We start from the raw sequence: 22,264 nt of genomic DNA on the forward strand, positions 1-22,264 counted from the left end.
TGAGAATAATGGTGTAGGAGGCACATGCAATGGCGCCTTGGTGGCGCCAGGCAAAGGGACAAGATCTTCGCGATGGGACGAAAATTCTTCGGCACCGATGGCATCCGGGGCCGGACCAATGCCGGGGTGATGACCGCGGCAACCGCCATGAAAGTGGGCCAGGCCGCCGGCACCTATTTCCAGCGGGGCGATCATCGCCATCGCGTGGTGATCGGCAAGGACACCCGCCTGTCGGGCTATATGCTGGAAAACGCGATGACCGCCGGGTTCACCAGCGTGGGCATGGACGTGGTCCTGCTCGGCCCGATGCCGACGCCCGCCGTCGCCATGCTTACGCGCGAAATGCGCGCCGATGTCGGCGTGATGATCTCGGCCAGCCACAACCCGTTCGAAGACAACGGGATCAAGCTGTTCGGCCCCGATGGCTTCAAGCTGTCGGATGAAGACGAACTGGCGATCGAGGCCATGCTGGAGGATGAGCTAGACCTGGCGCCGGCCAGCGAAGTGGGCCGTGCCCGCCGCATCGAGGATGCGCGTGGCCGCTATATCCACGCGGTCAAGGCCTCGCTGCCGCATAACCTGCGCCTCGACGGGCTGCGCATCGTGGTCGATTGCGCCAATGGCGCGGCCTATACCGTGGCGCCCTCGGCGCTGTGGGAACTCGGCGCCGAAGTGATCGCCATCGGGGTGGAACCCAATGGCAAGAACATCAACCTCAATGTCGGGTCCACCCATCTCGACGCGATCAAAGCCAAGGTGCGCGAAGTGCGCGCCGACATCGGCATCGCCCTCGATGGCGATGCCGACCGCCTGATCGTGGTCGATGAAAAGGGCCAGACGGTCGATGGCGACCAGATCATGGCGCTGATCGGCAGCCAGCTCGCTGCACGCGGCGCGCTGACCGGCGGCGGCGTGGTCGCCACTGTGATGTCAAACCTGGGCCTCGAACGCTTCCTGCGCAGCAAGGGCCTGGACCTGGTGCGCACCGCCGTGGGCGATCGCCACGTGCTGGAAAAGATGCGCGAGGGCGGGTTCAACGTGGGTGGCGAACAGTCAGGCCACATGATCCTGACCGATCACGCCACCACCGGCGATGGCACGATCGCGGCGTTGCAGGTGCTGGCCGCGCTGGTTTCCAGCGGCAAGCCGGCCAGCCAGACGCTGCACCTGTTCGATCCCGTGCCGCAACTGCTCAAGAACGTGCGCTTTGCCGGCGGCAAGCCGCTCGAGGCCGAAAGCGTGCAGGAGGCCATCGCCCAGGCCGAGGCGCGGCTAGCTGGCCGCGGCCGCCTGGTCATCCGCCCTTCGGGCACCGAGCCAGTGATCCGCGTCATGGCCGAGGCCGACGATGCCGAGGAAGTGGCTGAAGTGGTCGACGCCATCTGCAATGCCGTGCGCAAGGCTGCGGCCTGAGCGGAGAACCAGACATGCTCGCCATGCACCCCGATTGCCAGAACTGCGGCACCGAGCTTCCCGCCGAAGCGCCCGGCGCTTTCATCTGCTCGATGGAATGCACGTTCTGCGCCGAATGCGCCGAAGACCTCGATGACCGCTGCCCCAATTGCCAGGGCGAACTGATGGACCGCCCGACGCGGGCCAAGGCGCTCCACGCCAAGTACCCGCCCGCGCGCGAGCGGCGCTACAAGCCTTAGACCCGAGTACACTTGCACGCCCTCTCCCCTGCGCGCATGATCGCGCCAGGGAAGAGGGCAACAGCCATGCACGAACACGAATGGCGTCGGCAGATCGTGAACGAGATGCATCTGCGTCGCTGGCCCGTGCTGCGCGCGCCGATGCAGGTGGTGCAGCAGGTGCGGCTGGTGGACGATGCCGCCCGCGATGCCGAATGGGCAGCCTGGGCAGCCATGCCCGAAGGTGGCGAGGTGCGCCGCGCCGATCGTCGCCACGTTTCGGGCACCCTGGCCGGTGGCGTGTCGTTCACCTGGGAACGGCATAGCGAGGCCAGCACCCAGACGCTGTTTGCCCCATGCGACGTCGATCTTGCCGATGCGACTGCCTGGATGGAAAGCCTGCCCGGCGCGACGGTGCGCGCCACGCGGCTGGTGATCGTGGCAGACGAAGCCGATGCCGCCCAGGTGATGCCGGCCATGGGCCTAGTGCACGATGACCTGGTCTCGTGCCACGTGGCCGGCCCGATGCGCATCTGGTCAGACTTTCACATCGGCGAGGATGGCTATGGCCGCATGCTGGTGGCCGCATGCGGGTTGGAAGGGGGCGACCTGACCCGCGCGGTGCAGCGGTTGCAGGAATTGAGCAGCTATCGCAACCTGGCGCTGCTCGGCCTGCCGGTGGCGCGCGCGGCCTGGCCCCGGCTGGACCAGGCCGAAGCAGACCTGCGCCGCCTGGGCGAGGCGCTGACCCGCGACGATGTGCGCGACGATGACCTGATGGACCAGCTTTCCGGCCTGTCGCTGGCGATCGCCGCTGTGGCCAGTGCCACCGACTACCGCATGAGCGCCACTGCCGCCTATGCCCTGCTGGTGGAAGAACGGCTGGCCGATCTAGCGCCGCGGCCGATTCCCGGCTTTCTCTCGCTGGGCGAATTTACCCAGCGCCGCTTCCTGCCGGCGGTGCGCACTTGCGCCGCGTTTTCCCGTCGTGAACGCCAGGTGGCGGCGCGCGCCGGGCAGTTCACCGCGCTGCTGCGTGCGCGGATCGAAACCCGCATCGAAAACCAGAACGGCGCGCTGCTCGCCTCGCTCGAACGCAGCGCGGTCCGCCAGTTGCGCCTGCAACACCTGGTCGAGGGGCTTTCGGTGGTGGGGATCAGCTATTATGCCACGGCGCTGATCGGCCACGTGCTGGAAGGCGGGGAAAGCCTGGTGCACTTCGATGCGCGCCTGGCCGTGGGGGTAATCACCCCGCTGGTGATGCTGGCGACCTGGCTGGCACTGCGCCATGCCCGCCGCCAGGTACTCGATCACCCCTCACCGTGATATTAGCGCTATTGGTGATAGTATGAATATCACCAATAGTATGTCAGACCGCTGCTTCGGCCATCCGCGCGGCAAACCACGGCTTCATCCGCGCCAGCGCGTCTTCCACCTCGGCGGTGGAAACGGCAAAGCTGATGCGGAAGAAGCGGCGCCCTTCGACCGGATCGAAATCGATGCCCGGTGCCGTGGCCACGCCGGTATCTTCCAGCAGCTTGAGGCAGAACGCCATCGAATCGTCGGTCAGGTGGCCGATATCGGCCCAGACATAGAATGCGCCATCGGGCGGCGCGATGCGGGCCAGGCCCAGCGCCGGCAAGGCATCGAGCACGAGTTGGCGGTTGCGCGCATAGGCGGCGACATGGCCCTGTAATTCGTCCTGGCATTCGAACGCCACCAGCCCGGCATTCTGGCTGAGCACCGGCGGGGTAAGGAACAGGTTGCCCATTCGCGCACGAGCCTGGTCGACCAGCGCGGGCGGCACCACCAGCCAGCCAAGGCGCCAACCCGGCATCGAGAAGTACTTGGAAAAGCTGTTGATGATCACCGCCTCGGGATCGACGGCAAGCAGGGTCTGCGCCTGCGCCCCGTCATAGGTGAGGCCGTGATAGATCTCGTCGCTGATCACCGCGATGCCGCGTGTCTGGCAGACCTGGACGATGGCCGTCAGTTCATCGGGAGCGATCACTGTGCCAGTGGGGTTGGCCGGGCTGGCCAGGATCAACCCGTCAGGCGCCGGCTCCATGGCGGCCAAGGCAGCGGCGGTGACGTTGAAGCGTTCCTGCGGGCCACAGACCAGTTCGACCGGCTCCATGTGCAGCGCACGCAAGGTATTGCGATAGGCCACATAGCCGGGCCGGGCGATCGCCACCCGCGCGCCGGGGGCAAAGCGCAGGGTCAGCGCCATGACCAGTGCCGGCGAGGCACCACAGGTCAGCACCACCTGCGACGGATCGACCGTGACGCCGGCGGTTTCGTGGTAATGCCGGGCAATGCGCTCTTTCAGCGCCTGGCTTTCCCAATAGCCCTGCGCCTGGGTATCCAGCACGTGGTGGGCACGGGCAATCGCGGCCGCGGGCGCGCTGGAGGACGGCTGGCCGAATTCCATGTGGATCACCGGCCGGCCGGCCGCAGCCGCGTCGGCGGCGATACGGTGCGCCAGGGTGGAAACGGCAATGGCGTGAAAGGGTTCGATCTGTGCAGTCATGGGCATGGCGCGGGTAACACGATTCAGGCGGCGGGTATATCCACCCATGGTGATGGCTGCGCCTACGGGACTGACAGGCGGATGAACCAGCCGTAATCTGCCCGCCATCGGCGGTTTGGCGGGCATCAGGCACCTGCCTTGCCGGTAACACCACGCAACAGGCGATGATCGATGGCACACTCTGGGCAACACCGAGACGCCGCCACGGCGGGGCAGAGCCAGGACAACGGCATTCCCGCCGGGCCGGCCACGCCGGTCAACGCCGCGCAGACCACCGACCTTGCCGGAAACCCGCTGGACACGGCCAATGCCAGCGGCCCTTGCACCACGGCCCAGGCACGCGCCAGCCTGGCACAATGCCGAACCGCCACCGGCAGCGGCATTCCTGCCGCGCCGCTGGCGCTGGTCGCGCTGGCCTGCGCCCTGCTGGCGGCCGGCGTGTGGACCTTGACCGGGCAGGAAATCCGCAAATGGATCGATGGCCAGGGATGGGATTGGCAGGCCGCCTCGCAGCGCACGGGCAGCCATGGCCGCGCCGCCCGTGCGCTGCGACGGCGGCGGCGCCTGGCGCTTGCCATGATCGTCGTTGCGCTGGCGCTTGGCATCGTCGGCCTGGTCGCTGCGCCGCAGGGCTGAACGCCCCGCCGCCACGGGCATGGTGGGCAACAGCGACCCTTTGCCTTGGCAGCGGGCATGGGGTACAGCAACATCCTGACATAGCCCGGACCAGGCTGCCCATGACGCATTCGGACTCTTCGCTGCTGCTCGACCTCTACGGCTCGGTAGAGCATGAGGCGCGCTGGCAGGTCGTGCTCGATACGTTGCGCGATCGCATGGGCCTGGAAAGCGTGGTGGCGCAGGTGCTGTCTTCGGCCCGCTCCTGCCTGCAACAGGTCTGGACGGCGCGGGATTCGGTATCGTTGCGCCATGCGGCCATTCACGATTCCTGGGCCAATTCCGGCGCCAATCCCCGCTTTCATCGCCAACGCGCGCTGCGCCATCCCGATACCGGGATCGGCAGTGATTTCCAAAGCCTGGATCATTCCGAAAACGAACATCGCGCCATGCGCGAAGGGTTGGCGCGCTGCGGATTGGGGCCGGCGTTCTGGGTCGATTTCGGCCTCAGCCCGAACAGCCATTTCTCGCTGGTGTTCCATCGCAAGCCCGGTGACGACCGCGACGTCAACGCCGGCGAGGTGGAATTTCTGCAGCAGTTGCAGCCCCACCTCAGCCAGGCGGTCAGCCTGTGGCTCAAAACCTCGGAAAACGCGGCGCGGGTGCGCACGCTGGAACAGGCGATCAGCGCCACCGACCTGGCCATGACCAGCTGCGATCGCACGCTGCACGTGGCATGGAGCAATCCAGTGGCCGAGACGCTCCTCGCCTATAACCGGCACCTGGGCGTGCGCAACGGCATGCTGACCGCGCACAACGCGCAAGCCAATGCCGCGCTCAAGGCGCTGGTTGCCGATGCCGCCACCGGCCATGCCGATGTGCTGGCATTGGGCAGCCCGGGAGACGATCCGCTGCATGTGCGGGCCGTGTCTGGTGCCAACCAGGCCGGCATCGGTGCGGCCGCGCGCGATGAAGTGCTGCTCCTGATCGCGGCGCCGGAACGCCGCGTCCAGATCGTGCCATCAGCCCTGGCGCGCCTGTTCCGCCTGACGGGAGCAGAAGCGCAACTGGCCGCTGCCCTGGCCGCGGGCGACACGGTCAGCGAATATGCCGCCCGCCGCGGTATTACCACCGGCACTGCGCGCATCCAGCTCAAGCAACTGTTCGGCAAGACCGGCACCGGGCGCCAGGCCGATCTCGTTCGCCTGATCCTGCATTCGCTCTCGGCCCAGGGCAACAGCACCCTGCCCCCGGTACCCGTTCCGCCACGCCCAAACTGAGATCGCAGACTATATCCCATATGGGAGGTGCAGGGCCGCAACCTCTGGCCCCATCATCCCCCGCGACAAGGCGGAACGGACGCGTTCCAAACCGCCGCAGCATGAGGGATAGAAGATGCAGCCCAGACATTTCCATTCGTTCGCAGGCGCTCCCGTGGCCCTGGCCATGGCCCTGGCCTGGAGCAGCGGGCCAGCACTGGCGCAGGATGGCAGCGGCACGTCGGCAACTGCAACAAGCGCCGATGCCGCCCCCGGCGAAATCGTGGTCACGGCCACCCGCCGCGCCGAATCGCTCAGCAAGGTGCCGCAATCGGTCACCGCGCTCAGCCAGGCCTCGCTCGATGCGCGCGGCATCAAGGACATTTCGGGCGTCGTGCGGCAGACGCCGGGCATCCAGTTCGATCCCAACGGCTTCGGCAACCAGACGAACATCGCCATTCGCGGCATCAGTTCCACCGTGGGGGCCGCCACCACCGGCGTCTATATCGACGATACCCCGATCCAGAGCCGCGTCGTGGGCTATTCCACCACCAACGCCTTTCCCGCGGTGTTCGATCTGGCGCGCGTGGAAGTGCTGCGCGGGCCGCAGGGCACGCTGTTCGGCGCCGGCTCGGAAGGCGGCACGGTCCGCTTCATCACCACCCAGCCCAGCCTGACCGACACCCACATCTATGGCCGCGCCGAAGCCTCGGCCACGCAGGGCGGCGCCGCCTCGGGCGAGCTCGGCGTGTCGATTTCAGCGCCGCTGGTGCGCGACAAGCTCGGTCTGGCAGCCAGCGTGTGGTATCGCCACGATGGCGGGTGGATCGATCGGCAGGATGCCAATCCCATCCTGACCAACGCGCCCTATCTCAAGAACGTCAATTCCAGCTGGACCCAGGTGGCGCGCTTTGCGCTGAAGTGGGCGCCGGTCGATGGCGTGGAAATCACGCCCTCGCTCTATTATCAAAAGCGCGTCAACAACGACACCAGCCCATGGTGGGAAAACAACGGCCTCGCTCCCAGCGATCCGGGCTACAAGGCGCTGTCCAACCCCAGCAAGGGCCAGTACGTCAGCGGGGCGCCCAATGGCTCGCCCGATCGCGATCGCTTCTATCTGCCCGCGCTCAACATCAGCGCCGATCTCGGCGGCGCGCAGCTGATCAGCAACACCTCTTACTATGTGCGCGATCAAAGTGGCGAGATCGACTATTCCACGATCTGGCCGGCGGTCTTTGCCGGCACGCCCTGGGTCGGCACCGATCACAAGGCGCTGGCCTATATGCGCAACGACCAGCGCACGTTCACCCAGGAAGTGCGCCTGCAATCCACCAACGCCAACGCGCGCTTCACCTGGGTGATCGGCGGCTTTTATGCCAAGTCGGTCCAGCATTTCGCCGAACAGGTCTATGACCCCAACTTTGCCGACATTTTTGGCGGCGTGCCGCCCGAAGTGGTGCTTGGCGTGCCGCTGGTCGATGGGCTCTATTCGCTGGCGGGGAGCGGACGCGGCGCCGACGAACAGCTGGCCGGTTTTGCCGAAGGGTCGCTCAAGCTGACCGACACTCTCAAGGTAACCGCCGGGGTGCGCGTGGCGCACACCAAGTTCGAAGGCAATTCGCTGTTCCAGGGTCCGGTCTCGGGCTATCAGTTGCAGGACCAGCAGTCGGTCAGCGAAAACCCGGTCACGCCCAAGTTCGCGCTCAACTGGCAGGCCACGCCCACCACGCTGATTTATGCCACGGCGGCCAAGGGCTATCGCATCGGCGGCACCAATGCGCCGGTGCCGCTCAGCCAGTGCGGGACGGACCTTGCCAACTATGGCTTTGCCAATGTGCCCAGCACCTACAAGTCCGACAGCCTGTGGAGCTATGAAGCTGGCGCCAAGACGCGCGTAGGCGGGGTAAGCCTGGCAGCCAGCGCCTATCACGTGGATTGGAGCAACATTCAGCAGAACGTCTATCTCCAGCATTGCGGCGCGCAGTTCACCGCCAACCTGGGCAAGGCGCGTAGCCAGGGCTTCGACATCCAGGCCACGGCCCGGATCAGCCCGGCGTTCACCCTGGATGGAACGCTGGCCTATACCGACGCGCACCTGACCCAGAATGTCAGCGGCCAGCCCAATCCCCAGGCCGGCCAGCTGATCGCCGCAGTGGGTGATCACCTGGAAACCCATCCGTGGACGGCCACGATCGGCGCCAATTATGAAGCGCCGGTCGGCAGCGCCACGGCCTATCTGCGCGCCGATTATTCGTACAAGAGCAAGGCCAGGATGTCGGCCCTCACCGACAGCAGCACCAGCAGCTATGATCCCGGCGCCTATGCCCTGCCCCAGGTGCACTATGCCAGCCTGCGCGCCGGGCTGCGCAAGGGCGCCTATGATCTCTCGCTGTTTGTCGACAACCTGACCAACGAAACCACGATCCTGTCACGCTCGATCGAGGTGAGCGGCGTTGGCACCTATCGCAACCTGTCACAGCGCCCGCGCACGTTCGGCCTCACCCTGCTGATGCGCCAGTAATGCCGGGTGCCCCGCCATGGGGCACCCCCTGCACTGGGCCGGAAGCACCCTGATGCTTCCGGCCACTTTTCCCCTTGTTCCTTCCCTGCTGCAAAGGCTGCTTCCCCATGGTTTTCCCCCGCAAGAAGGCCGCGCTCGCGCTGGCCAGCGCCACCCTCGCCCTGGCCCAGGCATTCGCCACGCCCGCCCTGGCGCAAACCGCGCCGCCCCATGTCCTGCCCAATGGCCAGGTACCGCCCAACCTGGCCGCCGCGCGCACCCACATGCTCGAAGCGCCGGAAAACATGCTGACCTTCCACACCATGGATCAGCTGTTCCAGACCCGCCCGGTGCCGCGTTCCGGCCCGATCGCCGCGCTGCCCCGCGTGGACCAGGCCCTGCCCGATGCCGTGCTCGGCACCACGAAAATGACCGAGGACCAGTGGGAAGACCGCACTTTCACCAATGCCCTGCTGGTGATGCGCGACGGCAAGATCGTGCACGAAAGCTATCGCAACAACACCGATGCCAGCACGCACTACATCTCGTTCTCGATGGCCAAGTCGATCACCTCGATCATGGTCGGCATCGCGGTCAACCAGGGCTTCATCAAGTCGATCGACCAGCCCGCCACCGACTATGTCCCCGAACTCAAGGGGTCGGGCTATGACGGGGTAACGATCCGCCAGTTGCTCCAGATGCGCTCGGGCGTGGATTACGAGGAACGCTATGACTTTGGCGCAACGCCCAGCGTGGCCGCCAAGATCTTCCTCAACGCCATCGTCGCCAACACCGAACGCTTTGCCGACACCGCGCCGCGCCTGGGCCGCAAATGGAAGCCGGGCAGCCACTTCAACTATTCCACGCTCGATACCAGCGTGCTGGGCTGGATTCTCGAACGCGCGACCAAGCAGCCGCTGGCCACCTACATGACCAACACCCTGTGGCAGCCGATGGGCATGGAATCCTATGGCTTCTGGCTGGCCGATGGCGCGCCGGGCGTGGGGCGCGAGCTTAACGGCATGGGCTATAACGCCACGCTGCGCGATTTTGCCCGCCTGGGGCAGATGATGCTCGACGAAGGCAAGTTCAACGGCCGCCAGATCCTGCCAGCCGACTGGGTCCACCAGGCAACCGCGATGGTGCCCAATGCCGATCCCGGCACGCCGCCCCCGCCGGCCAGCGTGACCGATCCCTTCGCCCGCTCCGGCTATGGCTTCCAGTGGTGGAAGATCGACGATACCGGCGCCTATACCGCGCTCGGCCTCCAGGGGCAGTTCATCTACGTCCACCCCGCCACGCGCACGGTGATCGTCAAGCTCAGCTTCTTCCCGCCCGAAGGATCGGACCTGGGCAATCGCGCGCTGGAAGAAACGCTGGCCTATTTCAAGACGCTGGTGAACTGGTCGGCCACCGCGCCCAAGCCGTAAGGCCAGGCGCCCAAGGGATGATCCGGCGGGATCATGCGTGGGGGAAGGTAATCTCCACCATGATCCCCTCGGGCGAAAAGCGCCGCACGATGCGCCCGTCGAGCTGGCGTTCGGAACTGCGGATCAGCGCCGAGCCAAAGCCTTCGCGCGCCGGCACGCCGTCTTCGGGCAGCACCAGCGGCGCGGCGGCGCGTTCCTGCCACACCAGGCGCACGGTCTTGTCCGCCGCATGGTGTTCCCAGCGCACCTCGAGCAGTCCGCCCGGGGCCGACCAGGCGCCATACTTGACGGCATTGGTCACCAATTCGTGCAGCACCAGGCCCAGCGGCACGGCGTGGCGGCCCGACACAACCAGTGTCCCGCCCGAAAGGTTGCAGCGTTCGCTGTCAGAGCGGTAGGGCGCGATCGCCTTGGTCACCAGATCGGCCAGGTCCACCTCGCCATCGCCATCGTGGCGCCCCTGCGTCACATCGTGCGCGGTGACCAGGGCGTGGATGCGCTTGGCAATGCGGTCCACCGCCGGGGCCGCGGCGGTATCGCCCCGGGCCGACATCTTCACGATCGCCAGGATCACCGCGAACAGGTTCTTGACGCGGTGATTGAGTTCGCGCGCCAGCAGGTCGGCGCGGTCGCGCGCCTCGGCGATCAGCGCGGCATTGGCAGCGGCTGCCTGCGCCTGGGCAGTGCGGATCACCTGCCACAGCCCCAGAATCAGCGCGATGGTGATGATCACCGCCAGCAGGCCCAGCGAGGGTATGACGCGCGCCTCGGCCATGGCGGCACTGTCGGTCGCGGCATCCAGCCGCGCGCGCTCGGTGCGTTCCAGCCGGCCCACGGCCTGGCGCAGGGCCTCCATCGCCAGTTGCCCTTCGTCAGACAGGGTGCGCACCCGTGCCTCGACCAGTTCGCCGCGCCGCACCAGTTCCACCGTGCCCGCCATTTCGGCCCACTTGGCATCGCCCAGGCGCTCGATCTCATCCACCAGGGCCGCCTGCTGCGGATCGATGCCCTGGCCTAGGCGGCGGCGCAGCGCGCGGATTTCCGCCTCATAGGCGGCATGGCCCTGCGTATAAGGCACCAGATAGCGGCGGTCATAGGTGATGTAATAGCCGCGCTGCCCGGTTTCGCCGTTGAGCGTGGCTGCCACGATGCCATCGAGCGCGGCCAGCACCGCGCTGGTGCGCGCCGCCTGCTCGCGCTGCACGCGCTCGGCATCGACCGTGGTGAAGATCAGGGCAAAGGTGCCCAGCAGCGCCAGCGCCAGCACGGCAAACAGCGCCAGTGTCAGCCAGGCCGGCTTGCGGCGCCATATGCGGCCCCAGCTTTGGGCCTGCCCGGTTTCGTCGGCAACCATGCCTTTGCCCTAGAACCTTGTGGGAATTTCGCCAATGGCAATTTCATTACGGGTTTGCGCCCGCGTGGCACAATCGCGCCTCGGCAAATGCTTGACGGATGGCGCGCCCTCGCTTATCGGCGCACCCCTGATTTCGGCTCGGCGTCGGTTGCGGCGGCGTGCCTGTTATACCGATTCGCCAGACAAGAAGAAGAGCTGAACCATGAAGCGCACTTTCCAGCCCAGCAACCTCGTGCGTGCCCGCCGCCACGGCTTCCGCGCCCGCATGGCCACCGTCGGTGGTCGCAAGGTGCTGCGCGCTCGTCGCGCCCGCGGCCGCAAGAACCTCTCGGCCTGATCGCGCGCCCTTCGGGCACCATGTCGGTTGAGACCGGGGCCGATCCGGCCCGCTCTCCTCGGCGCAGTGCCCGCTTGGCGACGATGGCCCGGCGTGCGGATTTTCTCGCCGCCAATCGCGGAATCCGGGTCGCAAGGCCCGGATTCGTGCTTTTGGTGAACCCCTTGTCGCGCGCCGATGGCTCGCTGCGATTCGGGGTGACCGTCACCAAGAAGATCGGCAACGCCGTGGCGCGCAACCGCATGAAGCGGCGCTTTCGCGCGCTGCTGCGCGAACTGCTGCCCGCCCACGGCATTGCCGGCGCCGATCATGTGCTGATCGGCCGCGAAAACGGGGTGGAGCGCGATTTCGCCCTGCTGCGCAGCGAACTGGGCCAGGCCCTGTCGCGCGCTGCTGCCGGCAAGGGCGATCCGCCCCGCAAGCCTGGCGGCAAATCGGGCGGAAAGCCCGGCACCAGGCGCGGGCCACCGCGCGAGCCCAAGCCCGCCTACGGCCGCTGAGCCCATGAAGCGCCTGCTCATCCTCATCGCCCGGGGCTGGCAGCTTGGCCCATCCCGCGTCTTGCCGCCTTCGTGCCGCTTTGCCCCCTCGTGCTCGCAATATGCGATCGAGGCGTGGACCAAGCATGGTGCGATTAAGGGTAGCTGGCTTGCCGCCTTGCGGCTATTGCGCTGCCATCCCTGGGGTGGCTGCGGGTACGATCCCGTCCCCTGAACACCCCTTCCCAAACAGCTTGATTCAACGAACGCGAGGCACAGTGGAGAAACAGCGCAACCTGATCCTGGCGGTGGTCCTGATGGGCCTGCTGCTGATCGGCTGGGATTATGGCATCGCCTATTTCTATCCGCAGCCCAAGGGCAAGCCGGCGGCTATGGCCAGCCAGGCGCCCGTGGCCGCGCCCGCCAGCAGCGGCCCGCCGGCCAAGCCCACCCGCGAAGGCGGGCTGCAGGCCCCGGCCGATGTGGCGCTGGAGCAGAAGGACTTGGCCCAGGAACTGGCCGCAGGCAACCGCGTGCCGATCGATGCGCCGGGCCTCAAGGGCTCGATCAACCTGGTCGGCGGCGTGGTCGATGACCTGACGCTGGTGCGCCATCGCGAAACCATCGACAAGAACAGCCCGCCGGTGCGCCTGTTCTCGCCCGCCGGCACCCCGGCGCAGCATTTTGCCCAGGTCGGCTGGCTGGGGCAGAACGGCGTGGCCGCGCCCAACGGGCAGACCGTGTTCACCGCGCAGGGCACCAAGCTGACGCCGGCCACCCCGGTCACGCTGACCTGGCGCAACCCCACCGGGCAAACCTTCAGCCTGCGCTACGCGATCGACCAGAATTACATGCTGACCGTGACGCAGAGCGTGACCAACGCCGCGCCCACGGCTGCCTCGGTCGCGCCGTTTGCCCGCATCAACCGCACCGACAAGACGATGAGCCAGGATACCTGGCAGGTCCATTCCGGCCCGATCGGCGCGTTCGATGGCTCGGTCAATTTCTCCAACAACTACACCGATGTCGCCAAGGTCGGTTCGATCACGCCGGCAGGCGCTGCCAACTGGATCGGCTTTACCGATATCTACTGGCTTTCGGCGCTGATCCCGGCCGATGGCGCGGCCAAGCCCGCCGCCGATTTCCGCGCACTGGGCAACAACCTGTTTGCCGCTGACCTGATCTGGCCGGCCGCCAGCGTGGCTCCTGGCCAGACGCAGAGCCAGACCCTGCGCCTGTTTGCCGGCGCCAAGGAAAACAACGTCCTGGAAGCTTATGAAAACCAGGGCGTGACGCACCTGTCGCTGTCGATCGACTGGGGCTGGTTCCGCTGGTTCGAAAAGCCAATCTTCTGGCTGCTCGATTCGCTGTTCCATGGCGTCAAGAACTTCGGCCTGGCCATCATCCTGCTCACCCTGCTGGTGCGCGGCATGATGTTCCCGGTGGCGCAGCGCCAGTTCGCCTCGATGGCGGCGATGCGCGCGCTCCAGCCCAAGATGAAGGCGATCCAGGAACGCTACAAGGACGACAAGGCCCAGGCCCAGCAGGAAATCATGAAGCTCTACAAGGAAGAGCGCGTGAACCCGCTGGCCGGCTGCCTGCCGATCTTCCTGCAGATCCCGGTGTTCTTTGCGCTCTACAAGGTGCTGGTGCTGACCATCGAAATGCGCCACCAGCCCTTCGTGCTGTGGATCAAGGACTTGTCCGCGCCCGATCCGCTCCACGTGCTCAACCTGTTCGGCCTGCTGCCGTTCACCCCGCCGGCCTATCTTGGCATCGGCGTGCTGGCGATCATCCTGGGCGTGACGATGTGGGCGCAGTTCAAGCTGCAACCCGCCGCGATGGACCCGGCCCAGCAGCAGATCATGGGCCTGATGCCGTGGATGATGATGTTCGTCATGGCGCCGTTTGCCTCGGGCCTGCTGCTCTACTGGATCACCTCGAACCTGCTCACCATCGGCCAGCAGCGCTATCTCTATAGCCGCCATCCGCAGCTCAAGGCGCAGGCGGCCAAGGACCAGCAGAACCTCGATCGCGCCGCCGCGCGCGACGCCACCATTACAGCAAAGCCGAAAAAGAAGTGAGCGTCACCGGTCCCGACGAGGAAGGCCTGCGCCTGATGGCTCTGGAAGAGCGCGCCCGCGCGCTCTTCTCCGGCCGCGTGGAATTCCTCAAATCCGCCCCTGAACTCAAATTCCTGCCCGAGCCGGACTTTCCCGAGATCGCCTTTTGCGGCCGCTCCAACGTGGGCAAGTCCTCGCTGCTCAATGCCCTCACCGGGCGCAAGTCGCTGGCGCGCACCTCGGTCACGCCGGGCCGCACGCAGGAACTGAACTATTTCGAGGTGGGCACCCCCACCCTGTTCCGCCTGGTCGACATGCCCGGCTATGGCTTTGCCAAGGCGCCGCCCAAGGTGGTGGAGCAGTGGCGCCGCCTGGTGCGCGACTATCTGCGCGGCCGCGTGGTGCTCAAGCGCACGCTGCTGCTGGTTGACAGCCGCCACGGCATCAAGACGGTCGATACCGAAATGATGCAGATGCTCGACGAAGCCGCCGTCGGCTATCGCGTGGTCTTGACTAAGGCCGACAAGATCAAGGCCAGCGAACTGGCCGACGTGGTCGCCCAGACCCAGACTATCGCGCGCAAGCACATCGCCGCCCACCCCGAGGTCAGCGTGACCTCGTCGGAAAAGGGCCTGGGCATCGCCGCCCTGCGCGGCGCCGTGCTGGACGACGCGGCGGTCTAAGCCCCTCCACCTGGCGCAGCCGCCCTTCGACAAGCTCAGGGCGAACGGAAAAACTGTCCATCGCCTGTTTCCCCGTTCGGTCTGAGCCCAGTTTTCCCCATCCTCTAAAGAGGAGGTGGGAAAAACCTTCATCCCCGTTCGGGCTGAGCCTGTCGAAGCCCTTGGCAGCCGCGCACGGCCGACACGCCCACACCCTCGACAGCCCGCCCCCCAGGCTTTAGGCGGAAAGGCCACGCCCCACGCGAAAGGCCCCGCATGAAGCTGGTCATCGGCAACAAGAATTATTCCAGCTGGTCGCTGCGCGGCTGGCTGGCCGCCAAGCAATCGGGCCTGGCTTTCGAGGAAATTACCGTTCCGCTCTATGGCGACGATTGGGACGAGGCCAAGCGCCGCGATGCCAACCTGGCGCCGTCATCGGGCAAAGTGCCGATCCTGTGGGATGGCGACGCCGTGGTGTGGGACAGTTTGGCGATCATCGATTATCTGGCCGACAAGGTCGGCCGCGATCGCTTCTGGCCCAAGGACGATGCCGCCCGCGCCATGGCGCGATCGATGGTGGCGGAAATGCATTCGGGCTATTTCGCGCTGCGCGGCCACATGCCGATGAACATTCGCCGCAGGCAGGCCCAGCCCGAGGTGCGCGACGATGTGCGCGCCGATATCGTGCGCATCCTGCAACTCTGGGCTGAAGCCCGCGCTCGCTTTGGCCAGGGTGGTCCGTTCCTGTTCGGCACGTTCAGCGCGGCCGACATCATCTATGCCCCGGTGGTCTCGCGCTTCGTCACCTATGGCGTGGGCGTGCCCGGCTTTGCCGTCGCCTATATGCAGGCGCTGTGGGAGCATCCGTGGATGCAGGCCTGGATCGAGGCAGCGGAAGACGAAGAATGGACCATCGAACAGTTCGAGGAAGCCAGCCACACATGAGCGCCGATCCCGTTGCCCTGACTGAACGCCTGATCGACTGCCCCAGCGTGACGCCGGCCACCGGCGGCGTGTTCGATGTGCTGCAAGCCATGGTCGTGCCCATGGGCTTTGCCGTGCACCGCTTTGTCGAGGGCGAAGCGCCCGATGGGCCGGTGGAGAACCTGTTCGCCATTCGCCAAGGCCCGGCCGGCAGCCGCCACTTCGCGTTTGCCGGGCATCTTGATGTGGTGCCGCCGGGCCAGGGCTGGAGCAGCGCGCCGTTCACCGCCGAGCGGCGCGGCGAACTGCTCTATGGCCGTGGCGCGGTGGACATGAAAGGCGCGATCGCCGCCTTCGTCGCGGCGCTGGCGGAAATCCCGCAAGAGGCCGGCACGATCAGCCTGATCATCACCGGCGACGAGGAAGGCCCGGCACGCTATGGCACCGCGGCCCTGATCGAGCGCATGCGCGCGCTGGCTGGTTCGGGAGAGGGCAGCCTGCCCGATCTGTGCCTGGTGGGAGAGCCCACCTCGGTCAACCGGCTGGGTGACATGATGAAGATCGGCCGGCGCGGCTCGGTCAATATCTGGCTCACCGTCGATGGCGCGCAGGGCCATGTCGCCTATCCGCACCTGGCGGACAATCCCATTCCCCGGCTCATCGCCATGCTGGCCGAACTCGATGCCCTGGTGCTGGACGAAGGTAGCGACTGGTTTCAGCCATCCAACCTGGAAATCACCGATATCGAGGTGGGCAACCCCGCCACCAACGTGATCCCTGCCCAGGCCCGCGCCCGGCTGTCGATCCGTTTCAACGATCTGCATACCGGCCAGGGGCTGGTCGATCGCGTCAGCGCCATTGGCAGCCGCCATGGCGGCACGGCGCGGGCGGTTATTTCGGGCGAAAGCTTCATCACCCTGCCCGGCGATTTTTCCACGCTGATCGCGCAGGCAGTGCAGACAGAAACCGGCGTCACGCCGGAACTGTCGACCACCGGCGGTACATCGGATGCGCGCTTTCTGCGCGCACTGTGCCCGGTGGTGGAATTCGGCCTGTGCAATGCGACGATGCACAAGAAGGATGAGGCCGTCGCGATGGAAGACCTGCGCGTACTGGCGCGAATCTATCGCCGCATTGCCTTGGCGGCGCTCCAACAACCATCGGCCTGAATTGTAAGCCTCAAGGCTTCGACAAGCTCAGCCTGAACGGAACCAGGGTTGTCCCTATGGTTCCGTTCACCCTGAGCTTGTCGAAGGGCGCTATCACAGCGCCCGGCAAGCCTTATTCCGCGCCGCGCGGGGTATCGTCGTCGATGCCCGCTTCGCCCAGGCCGCCTTCCTCATCGTCGTCGTTGCGCTCGCCGCGATAGGCACCCATGTCGATCCGGCCGGAAGAGACCATCTGCTTCATGTGATCGACCAGATCGGGGGTTGAGCCGGGCTCGTCGCCATCGCCAGACACGCGTTCGCTGTCTTCGGCGGCGCCCAGCACGGCGGTGGCACGGCCCAGCGCTTCATCGGCCAGGGTCTGGGCCTGGGACGACGAATCGTCCTGTTCCTGGTTGTGCGCCTCGGGGGCGAGATCGGGGATTGCCTTGCTCATGCGCGTCACTCCTTTGCCGGAACTACGCGCCGCGCGGCGCCCCGTTCCCCCGCACTTGCCTACCGCGTGGGGACAGGCACCTCGCCGCTATAGTCATAGAACCCGCGCCCAGTCTTGCGGCCGTGCCAGCCAGCCTCGACATATTTCACCAGGAGCGGCGCGGGGCGATACTTGCTGTCACCCGTGCTGGAATGCAGCACGCGGATGATTTCCACGCAGGTATCCAGCCCGATGAAATCGGCCAGTTCCAGCGGCCCCATCGGATGGTTGAGGCCGAGGCGGCAGGCCTTGTCGATATCGACGATGCTGGCGGTGCCGCTGCCCAGCACGAACGCCGCTTCGTTGAGCATCGGCATCAGCACGCGGTTGACGATGAAGCCGGCCTCATCCTGCGAGAGCACCAGCTCCTTGTTGAGCCGGCCGACCAGCGCGCGCATCGCGTCGAGCGTAGCGGCCGAGGTGGCGAGGCCCGGGATCACCTCGACCAGGTTCATCACCGGCACGGGGTTGAAGAAATGCAGCCCGATGAAGCGCGCCGGATCGGGCGAGGCCGCCGCCATGCGCGTGATCGGGATCGAGCTGGTATTGCTCGCCAGGATCGCGTGCGGCGCCAGGACAGCGCCAGCGGCGGCGAAGATCTTCTGCTTGATATCTTCCCGCTCGGTCGCGGCTTCCACGATCAGGTCGGCCGCGGCCATCGGCGCATAGTCACCCACCGGGGTGATGCGCGCCACGATCGTATCGGCATCGGCGGCGGCGATCTTGTCCTTGGCGACCAGGCGGGCCAGCGCCTTGGCGATCTTGTCACGCCCCTTTTCGGCGGCGGCCAGGTTCACGTCGGCCAGCAGCACGGCCAGCCCGGCCTGGGCCATGACCTGCGCGATGCCTGCGCCCATCTGCCCGGCCCCGATCACGGCAACGGTCTGCATGCCCATTATCCTTTCACACGATTGATCAGCCCTGCTGATGATCAGCGGCTGGCGCCCGGCACCCACAACGGATCGCGCCCGGCATTGAGCGCGCGGGCCAGCACGAACAGATAATCCGACAGCCGATTGAGATAGGCAAGCGCCGCCGGGTTGACCGGCTCTTGCGCGGCGAGCGCCACGGCGGCGCGTTCGGCGCGGCGGGTAATGGCGCGGGCCAGGTGCACGCGCGCGGCTGGCTCGCTGCCGCCAGGCAGGATAAAGCTGGTGAGTGGCGGCAGCGCGGCATTGCGCGCGTCGATCATCGCCTCCAGCCAGGCAACCTGGCCGGGCACCACGCGCAGCGTCATCTCGCCAGGGGCGAAATCGCTGCCGGGCGTGGCCAGATCGGCGCCGAGGTCGAACAGGTCGTTCTGGATGCGCGTCAATTCCGCGCCGGCATCGGGCGGCACGACCAGCGCGGCCAGGCCCAGCGCGCTGTTGGCCTCGTCCACTTCGCCGATCGCGGCCATGCGCGGTTCGTGCTTGCCGCGGCGCGAGCCATCGACCAGCCCGGTCGTGCCATCGTCACCCGTGCGGGTGTAGATCTTGTTCAGCTTCACCATGAAATGGAACGAACCCGTTCAGTTCTTGCCGCCGACCATCAGCAGCACGATCACCACGACGATGGCCAGCCCCTGGAACTTGATGCGGTTGAACATCATGCGGTTCTGCAGCAGCTGCATCTCGCGCACGCCTTCCTCGCCCCGCTCCAATCCTTCGCGCGTGGTGCGCAGGAACGCAACCACGCCGCGCAGCAGCGACCAGAAGGTCAGCGCCATGAGCACGATCAACAGGGGCACGAGCACATAGGTCATGGCAGCAGGTCTATGGTGTCTGCCAGGCAAATGCCAGTGTCAAAAAGGCCAGCGCGCAATGCGGCGGCCAGCGCCACGCCATCCTCCCCGGCCAGGCGCCGCTCTGCCAGGCCAGCAGCGTCGCGACGCTTGGCCAGCTTGCGGCCATCCGCGCCGATCAGCACGGCATGGTGGTGCCAGCGCGGCACCGGCAGGCCAAGCAGCGCCTGCAGCAGCCGGTGCACGTGGCTGGCGCGGAACAGGTCGATGCCGCGCGTGACCACGCTCACCCCATCGGCGGCATCGTCCACCGTGGCGGCCAGGTGATAGGATGCCGGCGCATCCTTGCGCCAGAGCACGACATCGCCGAACATCTCCGGCGTGGCGCGCTGCTCCCCGCGCCGCTCGTCCACCCACGACAGCGGGCCAGCCAGTGCAGCGGCCTTGGTCATGTCCAGCCGCCAGGCCACGTCCGGGCCGGGCGCCACCGGGTGCTGGCGGCAGGTGCCGGGATAGATCGGCCCGTCCGGCCCCTGGGTCGTGGCGGCAGCGGCAATCTCTGCCCGGGTGCAGCGGCACGGATAGAGCAGCCCCGCTGCGCGCAGGGCATCGGCGGCTTGGCGATAATGCGCCACGCGCTGCGACTGCGGCAAGACTTCGTGCCACGACAGGCCGAGCCAGGCGAGGTCAGCGCGGAACGCCGCGGCCAGTTCGGGCCGGCTGCGCGCCCCGTCGATATCCTCGATCCGCAGCAGGAACGTGCCGCCCTCGGCCCGCGCGCGATCCTGCGCCACGAGCGCGGCCCAGGCGTGGCCAAGATGCAGCGGGCCATTGGGGCTGGGGGCGAAACGCGTGACAGCAGAAGGCATGGCGAGAGCGGCGGTCATCGCCGGATGGGTAGAAGGTTTCCCCAGAGGAACAAGTGTATCCCATAAGACACAATTGCCCGAAACGCAAAACGGCGGCCCCACCGGACCGCCGCTTTAAGACCCGCCGCGATGCGGTGACATCGCGCTGCGGGGCTTTACTTACTATCTTATAGATATGCCATGGTCGCTTGAGAGGACCGACCAGACATATATCAGTGCTGCCGCCAGCGCTTAGACAAGCGTGGCAGTGAACATCGCGCCACTGAGGCCAGCGGCGAGGATGAGCGGCAGCACAACGGTTGCGATCTTGCGCATGGTGTGCTCCTGATTTCCTGCGAATTGCAAAGTTTATTGTTGAACCTTGCAGGATCCTCTCAGTCCGTCGCGCCGGCAGGGTAAGGCTCGGAGCCGCGAACTGACGCCCACATAAGACGAGGCGGTTTTGTTACAAGTGCGATCCTGGCGCCAGCACTTGCGCAAAACGCAATCCACATCGCGCAACCGTAGTTATCGTGACATATCCGCAACAGTTTTACCGCATTGCGCGGCCATGACGCCACACTGCGGGCTGTGGCGCAGAATTTGCGCCGACAGCTGGCCAAGTGCTGGACAGTCTGGCCCGCCTTCCTTATCGGCCAGCCATGACTATCCAGCCCGAAGAATCGGCCCCCGAATCGATCCTCATCGTCGATTTTGGCAGCCAGGTGACGCAGCTGATCGCACGCCGCGTGCGCGAGGCCGGCGTCTATTCCGAAATCGCCCCTTTCACCCAGGCCGAGGCGGCATTCCACCGCATGAAGCCCAAGGGCATCATCCTGTCGGGCTCGCCCGCCAGCGTGCCCGCCGATGGCAGCCCGCGCGCGCCGCAGGTGCTGTTCGACAGTGGCTTGCCGATCCTGGGCATCTGCTATGGCCAGCAGGTGATGAGCCATCAGTTGGGTGGCGAAGTGCAGCCCGGCGATTCGGGCGAATTCGGCCGGGCGTTCCTGACCGTGACCGAGCCTTGCGTGCTGTTCGATGGGCTGTGGACCGTGGGCGAACGCCACCAGGTGTGGATGAGCCACGGCGACAAGGTGACGCAGTTTGCGCCGGGCTTCCGCATCGTCGCGGTGTCCGATGGCGCGCCCTTTGCCGTCATCGCCAACGACGAAAAGAAGTATTACGGCACGCAGTTCCACCCCGAGGTGGTCCACACCCCCGATGGTGGCAAGCTGATCGCCAATTTCGTGCGCCACGTCTGCGGCTGCACCGGCGATTGGACCATGGCCGAATTCCGCAAGACCAAGATTGCCGAAATCCGCGCGCAGGTGGGCGATGCCCGCGTGATCTGCGGCCTTTCGGGCGGGGTCGATTCGGCCGTGGCCGCCGTGCTGATCCACGAGGCGATCGGTGACCAGTTGACCTGCGTGTTCGTCGACCATGGCCTGATGCGCCTGGGCGAGGCGGAGCAGGTCGTCTCGCTGTTCCGCAACCACTATCACATCCCGCTGGTCCACGTGGACGTGTCCACGCTGTTCCTGAAAGGCCTGGAAGGGGTGACCGACCCCGAGGCCAAGCGCAAGTTCATCGGCAAGACCTTCATCGACGTGTTCGAGGCCGAGGCGCGCAAGGTGGGTGGCGCCGATTTCCTCGCGCAGGGCACGCTCTATCCCGATGTGATCGAAAGCGTGTCGTTCACCGGCGGGCCTTCGGTGACGATCAAGAGCCACCACAACGTGGGTGGCCTGCCCGAGCGCATGAACATGAAGCTGGTCGAGCCCTTGCGCGAACTGTTCAAGGACGAAGTGCGCGCACTGGGCCGCGAACTGGGCCTGCCCGACATCTTCGTGGGCCGCCACCCGTTCCCCGGGCCGGGCCTGGCCATCCGCATCCCCGGCGAAGTTACGCGCGAACGTTGCGACATCCTGCGCAAGGCCGACGCGATCTACCTCGAGGAAATCCGCAACGCCGGGCTCTATGACGCGATCTGGCAGGCCTTTGCCGTGCTGCTGCCGGTGCGCACCGTCGGCGTGATGGGCGACCACCGCACCTACGATTCGGTCTGCGCCCTGCGCGCGGTTACCTCTACCGATGGCATGACCGCCGATATCTATCCCTTCGACGCCGGCTTCCTCAGCCGCGTGGCGACGCGCATCGTCAACGAGGTCAAGGGCATCAACCGCGTGGTCTATGACTATACGTCAAAGCCGCCCGGCACGATCGAGTGGGAATGATCTGATCCACACCAAAGGGTGCCGCGAACCATAG

General features: G+C 66.4%; 22 protein-coding genes. 15 read left to right on the plus strand and 7 right to left on the minus strand.

The genetic code is table 11. The features are described 5' to 3' along the window. Positions 1-72 precede the first annotated feature (72 nt). From glmM to FHW97_RS13805, 3 genes are all read left to right on the plus strand, one after another. A complete protein-coding gene (glmM, locus tag FHW97_RS13795) occupies positions 73-1,413 on the plus strand; it encodes a phosphoglucosamine mutase (RefSeq protein WP_028657638.1) in 1,341 nt (446 codons plus the stop codon). A gap of 14 nt (positions 1,414-1,427) precedes the next feature. After that, on the plus strand, positions 1,428-1,652 hold the full coding sequence (locus tag FHW97_RS13800) for a DUF1272 domain-containing protein (protein WP_022675443.1): 225 nt from the start codon (positions 1,428-1,430) through the stop codon (positions 1,650-1,652). 66 nt (positions 1,653-1,718) lie between these two features. After that, positions 1,719-2,957 carry a DUF3422 domain-containing protein gene (locus FHW97_RS13805; protein ID WP_022675442.1) on the plus strand — a complete coding sequence of 413 codons (1,239 nt, stop codon included), beginning with the start codon at positions 1,719-1,721 and terminating at the stop codon, positions 2,955-2,957. Positions 2,958-3,000: 43 nt separating this feature from the next. Here the strand turns inward: FHW97_RS13805 and FHW97_RS13810 are convergent, their stop codons facing one another. Beyond that, the gene (locus FHW97_RS13810) at positions 3,001-4,161 is read right to left on the minus strand and encodes an aminotransferase class I/II-fold pyridoxal phosphate-dependent enzyme (protein WP_168352084.1); all 1,161 of its coding nucleotides are present in this window, start codon (positions 4,159-4,161) and stop codon (positions 3,001-3,003) included. 171 nt (positions 4,162-4,332) lie between these two features. On the opposite strand from FHW97_RS13810, the gene FHW97_RS13815 reads away from it, so the two are divergent. From FHW97_RS13815 to FHW97_RS13830, 4 genes are all read left to right on the plus strand, one after another. Further along, positions 4,333-4,797 (plus strand): hypothetical protein, encoded by a 465-nt coding sequence (locus FHW97_RS13815; RefSeq protein ID WP_168351925.1) that lies wholly within the window; start codon positions 4,333-4,335, stop codon positions 4,795-4,797. A gap of 101 nt (positions 4,798-4,898) precedes the next feature. Then, positions 4,899-6,056: a LuxR family transcriptional regulator gene (locus FHW97_RS13820; RefSeq protein ID WP_168351926.1), complete on the plus strand. Its 1,158-nt coding sequence runs from the start codon at positions 4,899-4,901 to the stop codon at positions 6,054-6,056. 166 nt (positions 6,057-6,222) lie between these two features. Beyond that, positions 6,223-8,556, plus strand: a complete 2,334-nt coding sequence (locus tag FHW97_RS13825) for a TonB-dependent receptor (protein ID WP_168351927.1) — start codon at positions 6,223-6,225, stop codon at positions 8,554-8,556. Between the two features lie 107 nt (positions 8,557-8,663). After that, the gene (locus FHW97_RS13830; RefSeq protein WP_168351928.1) at positions 8,664-9,965 is read left to right on the plus strand and encodes a serine hydrolase; all 1,302 of its coding nucleotides are present in this window, start codon (positions 8,664-8,666) and stop codon (positions 9,963-9,965) included. Between the two features lie 31 nt (positions 9,966-9,996). On the opposite strand, the gene FHW97_RS13835 is transcribed toward FHW97_RS13830, so the two are convergent. Then, complete coding sequence (locus FHW97_RS13835; protein ID WP_022674471.1) at positions 9,997-11,319, minus strand: sensor histidine kinase; 1,323 nt, start codon at positions 11,317-11,319, stop codon at positions 9,997-9,999. A gap of 202 nt (positions 11,320-11,521) precedes the next feature. Here FHW97_RS13835 and rpmH point away from each other — a divergent pair, with 202 nt between their 5' ends. The 7 genes from rpmH (at position 11,522) to dapE (ending at position 16,953) form a co-directional block, all read left to right on the plus strand. Next, positions 11,522-11,656, plus strand: coding sequence for a 50S ribosomal protein L34 (gene rpmH, locus FHW97_RS13840; RefSeq protein ID WP_028657364.1), 135 nt, complete (start codon positions 11,522-11,524; stop codon positions 11,654-11,656). Positions 11,657-11,739: 83 nt separating this feature from the next. After that, complete coding sequence (rnpA, locus tag FHW97_RS13845) at positions 11,740-12,156, plus strand: ribonuclease P protein component (RefSeq protein WP_043606985.1); 417 nt, start codon at positions 11,740-11,742, stop codon at positions 12,154-12,156. A gap of 4 nt (positions 12,157-12,160) precedes the next feature. Further along, positions 12,161-12,370, plus strand: a complete 210-nt coding sequence (gene yidD / locus FHW97_RS13850; RefSeq protein WP_082208922.1) for a membrane protein insertion efficiency factor YidD — start codon at positions 12,161-12,163, stop codon at positions 12,368-12,370. 43 nt (positions 12,371-12,413) lie between these two features. After that, on the plus strand, positions 12,414-14,219 hold the full coding sequence (yidC, locus tag FHW97_RS13855) for a membrane protein insertase YidC (RefSeq protein WP_062783584.1): 1,806 nt from the start codon (positions 12,414-12,416) through the stop codon (positions 14,217-14,219). A 35-nt stretch (positions 14,220-14,254) separates the two neighbouring features. After that, entirely contained in the window at positions 14,255-14,881 is a 627-nt protein-coding gene (gene yihA / locus FHW97_RS13860; RefSeq protein WP_171793292.1) for a ribosome biogenesis GTP-binding protein YihA/YsxC, read from the plus strand. A 255-nt stretch (positions 14,882-15,136) separates the two neighbouring features. Continuing rightward, positions 15,137-15,805, plus strand: a complete 669-nt coding sequence (locus FHW97_RS13865) for a glutathione S-transferase family protein (protein WP_022676808.1) — start codon at positions 15,137-15,139, stop codon at positions 15,803-15,805. Beyond that, positions 15,802-16,953: a succinyl-diaminopimelate desuccinylase gene (gene dapE, locus FHW97_RS13870; RefSeq protein ID WP_168351929.1), complete on the plus strand. Its 1,152-nt coding sequence runs from the start codon at positions 15,802-15,804 to the stop codon at positions 16,951-16,953. Before FHW97_RS13865 ends, dapE begins: the two co-directional genes overlap by 4 nt. A 112-nt stretch (positions 16,954-17,065) precedes the next feature. Here dapE and FHW97_RS13875 read toward each other — a convergent pair whose 3' ends face one another. Genes FHW97_RS13875 through gluQRS form a run of 5 tightly spaced genes read right to left on the minus strand, consistent with a single transcriptional unit; the run spans position 17,066 to position 20,035 of the window. Then, complete coding sequence (locus FHW97_RS13875) at positions 17,066-17,386, minus strand: hypothetical protein (RefSeq protein WP_022676806.1); 321 nt, start codon at positions 17,384-17,386, stop codon at positions 17,066-17,068. Positions 17,387-17,445: 59 nt separating this feature from the next. Next, complete coding sequence (locus FHW97_RS13880) at positions 17,446-18,315, minus strand: 3-hydroxyacyl-CoA dehydrogenase NAD-binding domain-containing protein (RefSeq protein ID WP_168351930.1); 870 nt, start codon at positions 18,313-18,315, stop codon at positions 17,446-17,448. A gap of 41 nt (positions 18,316-18,356) precedes the next feature. Then, a complete protein-coding gene (locus FHW97_RS13885; RefSeq protein WP_168351931.1) occupies positions 18,357-18,917 on the minus strand; it encodes a cob(I)yrinic acid a,c-diamide adenosyltransferase in 561 nt (186 codons plus the stop codon). Between the two features lie 18 nt (positions 18,918-18,935). After that, positions 18,936-19,169, minus strand: a complete 234-nt coding sequence (locus FHW97_RS13890) for an HIG1 domain-containing protein (protein ID WP_168351932.1) — start codon at positions 19,167-19,169, stop codon at positions 18,936-18,938. Beyond that, positions 19,166-20,035 (minus strand): tRNA glutamyl-Q(34) synthetase GluQRS, encoded by an 870-nt coding sequence (gene gluQRS, locus FHW97_RS13895; protein ID WP_253941788.1) that lies wholly within the window; start codon positions 20,033-20,035, stop codon positions 19,166-19,168. The genes FHW97_RS13890 and gluQRS overlap by 4 nt, the downstream gene beginning before the upstream one ends. A 623-nt stretch (positions 20,036-20,658) precedes the next feature. Between gluQRS and guaA the strand changes: the two genes are divergently transcribed. Then, positions 20,659-22,230, plus strand: coding sequence for a glutamine-hydrolyzing GMP synthase (gene guaA / locus FHW97_RS13900; RefSeq protein ID WP_022676802.1), 1,572 nt, complete (start codon positions 20,659-20,661; stop codon positions 22,228-22,230). The last annotated feature ends 34 nt before the right edge of the window (positions 22,231-22,264 follow it).

The organism is Novosphingobium sp. SG754 (assembly GCF_013149315.1).
Lineage (GTDB): Bacteria > Pseudomonadota > Alphaproteobacteria > Sphingomonadales > Sphingomonadaceae > Novosphingobium > Novosphingobium capsulatum.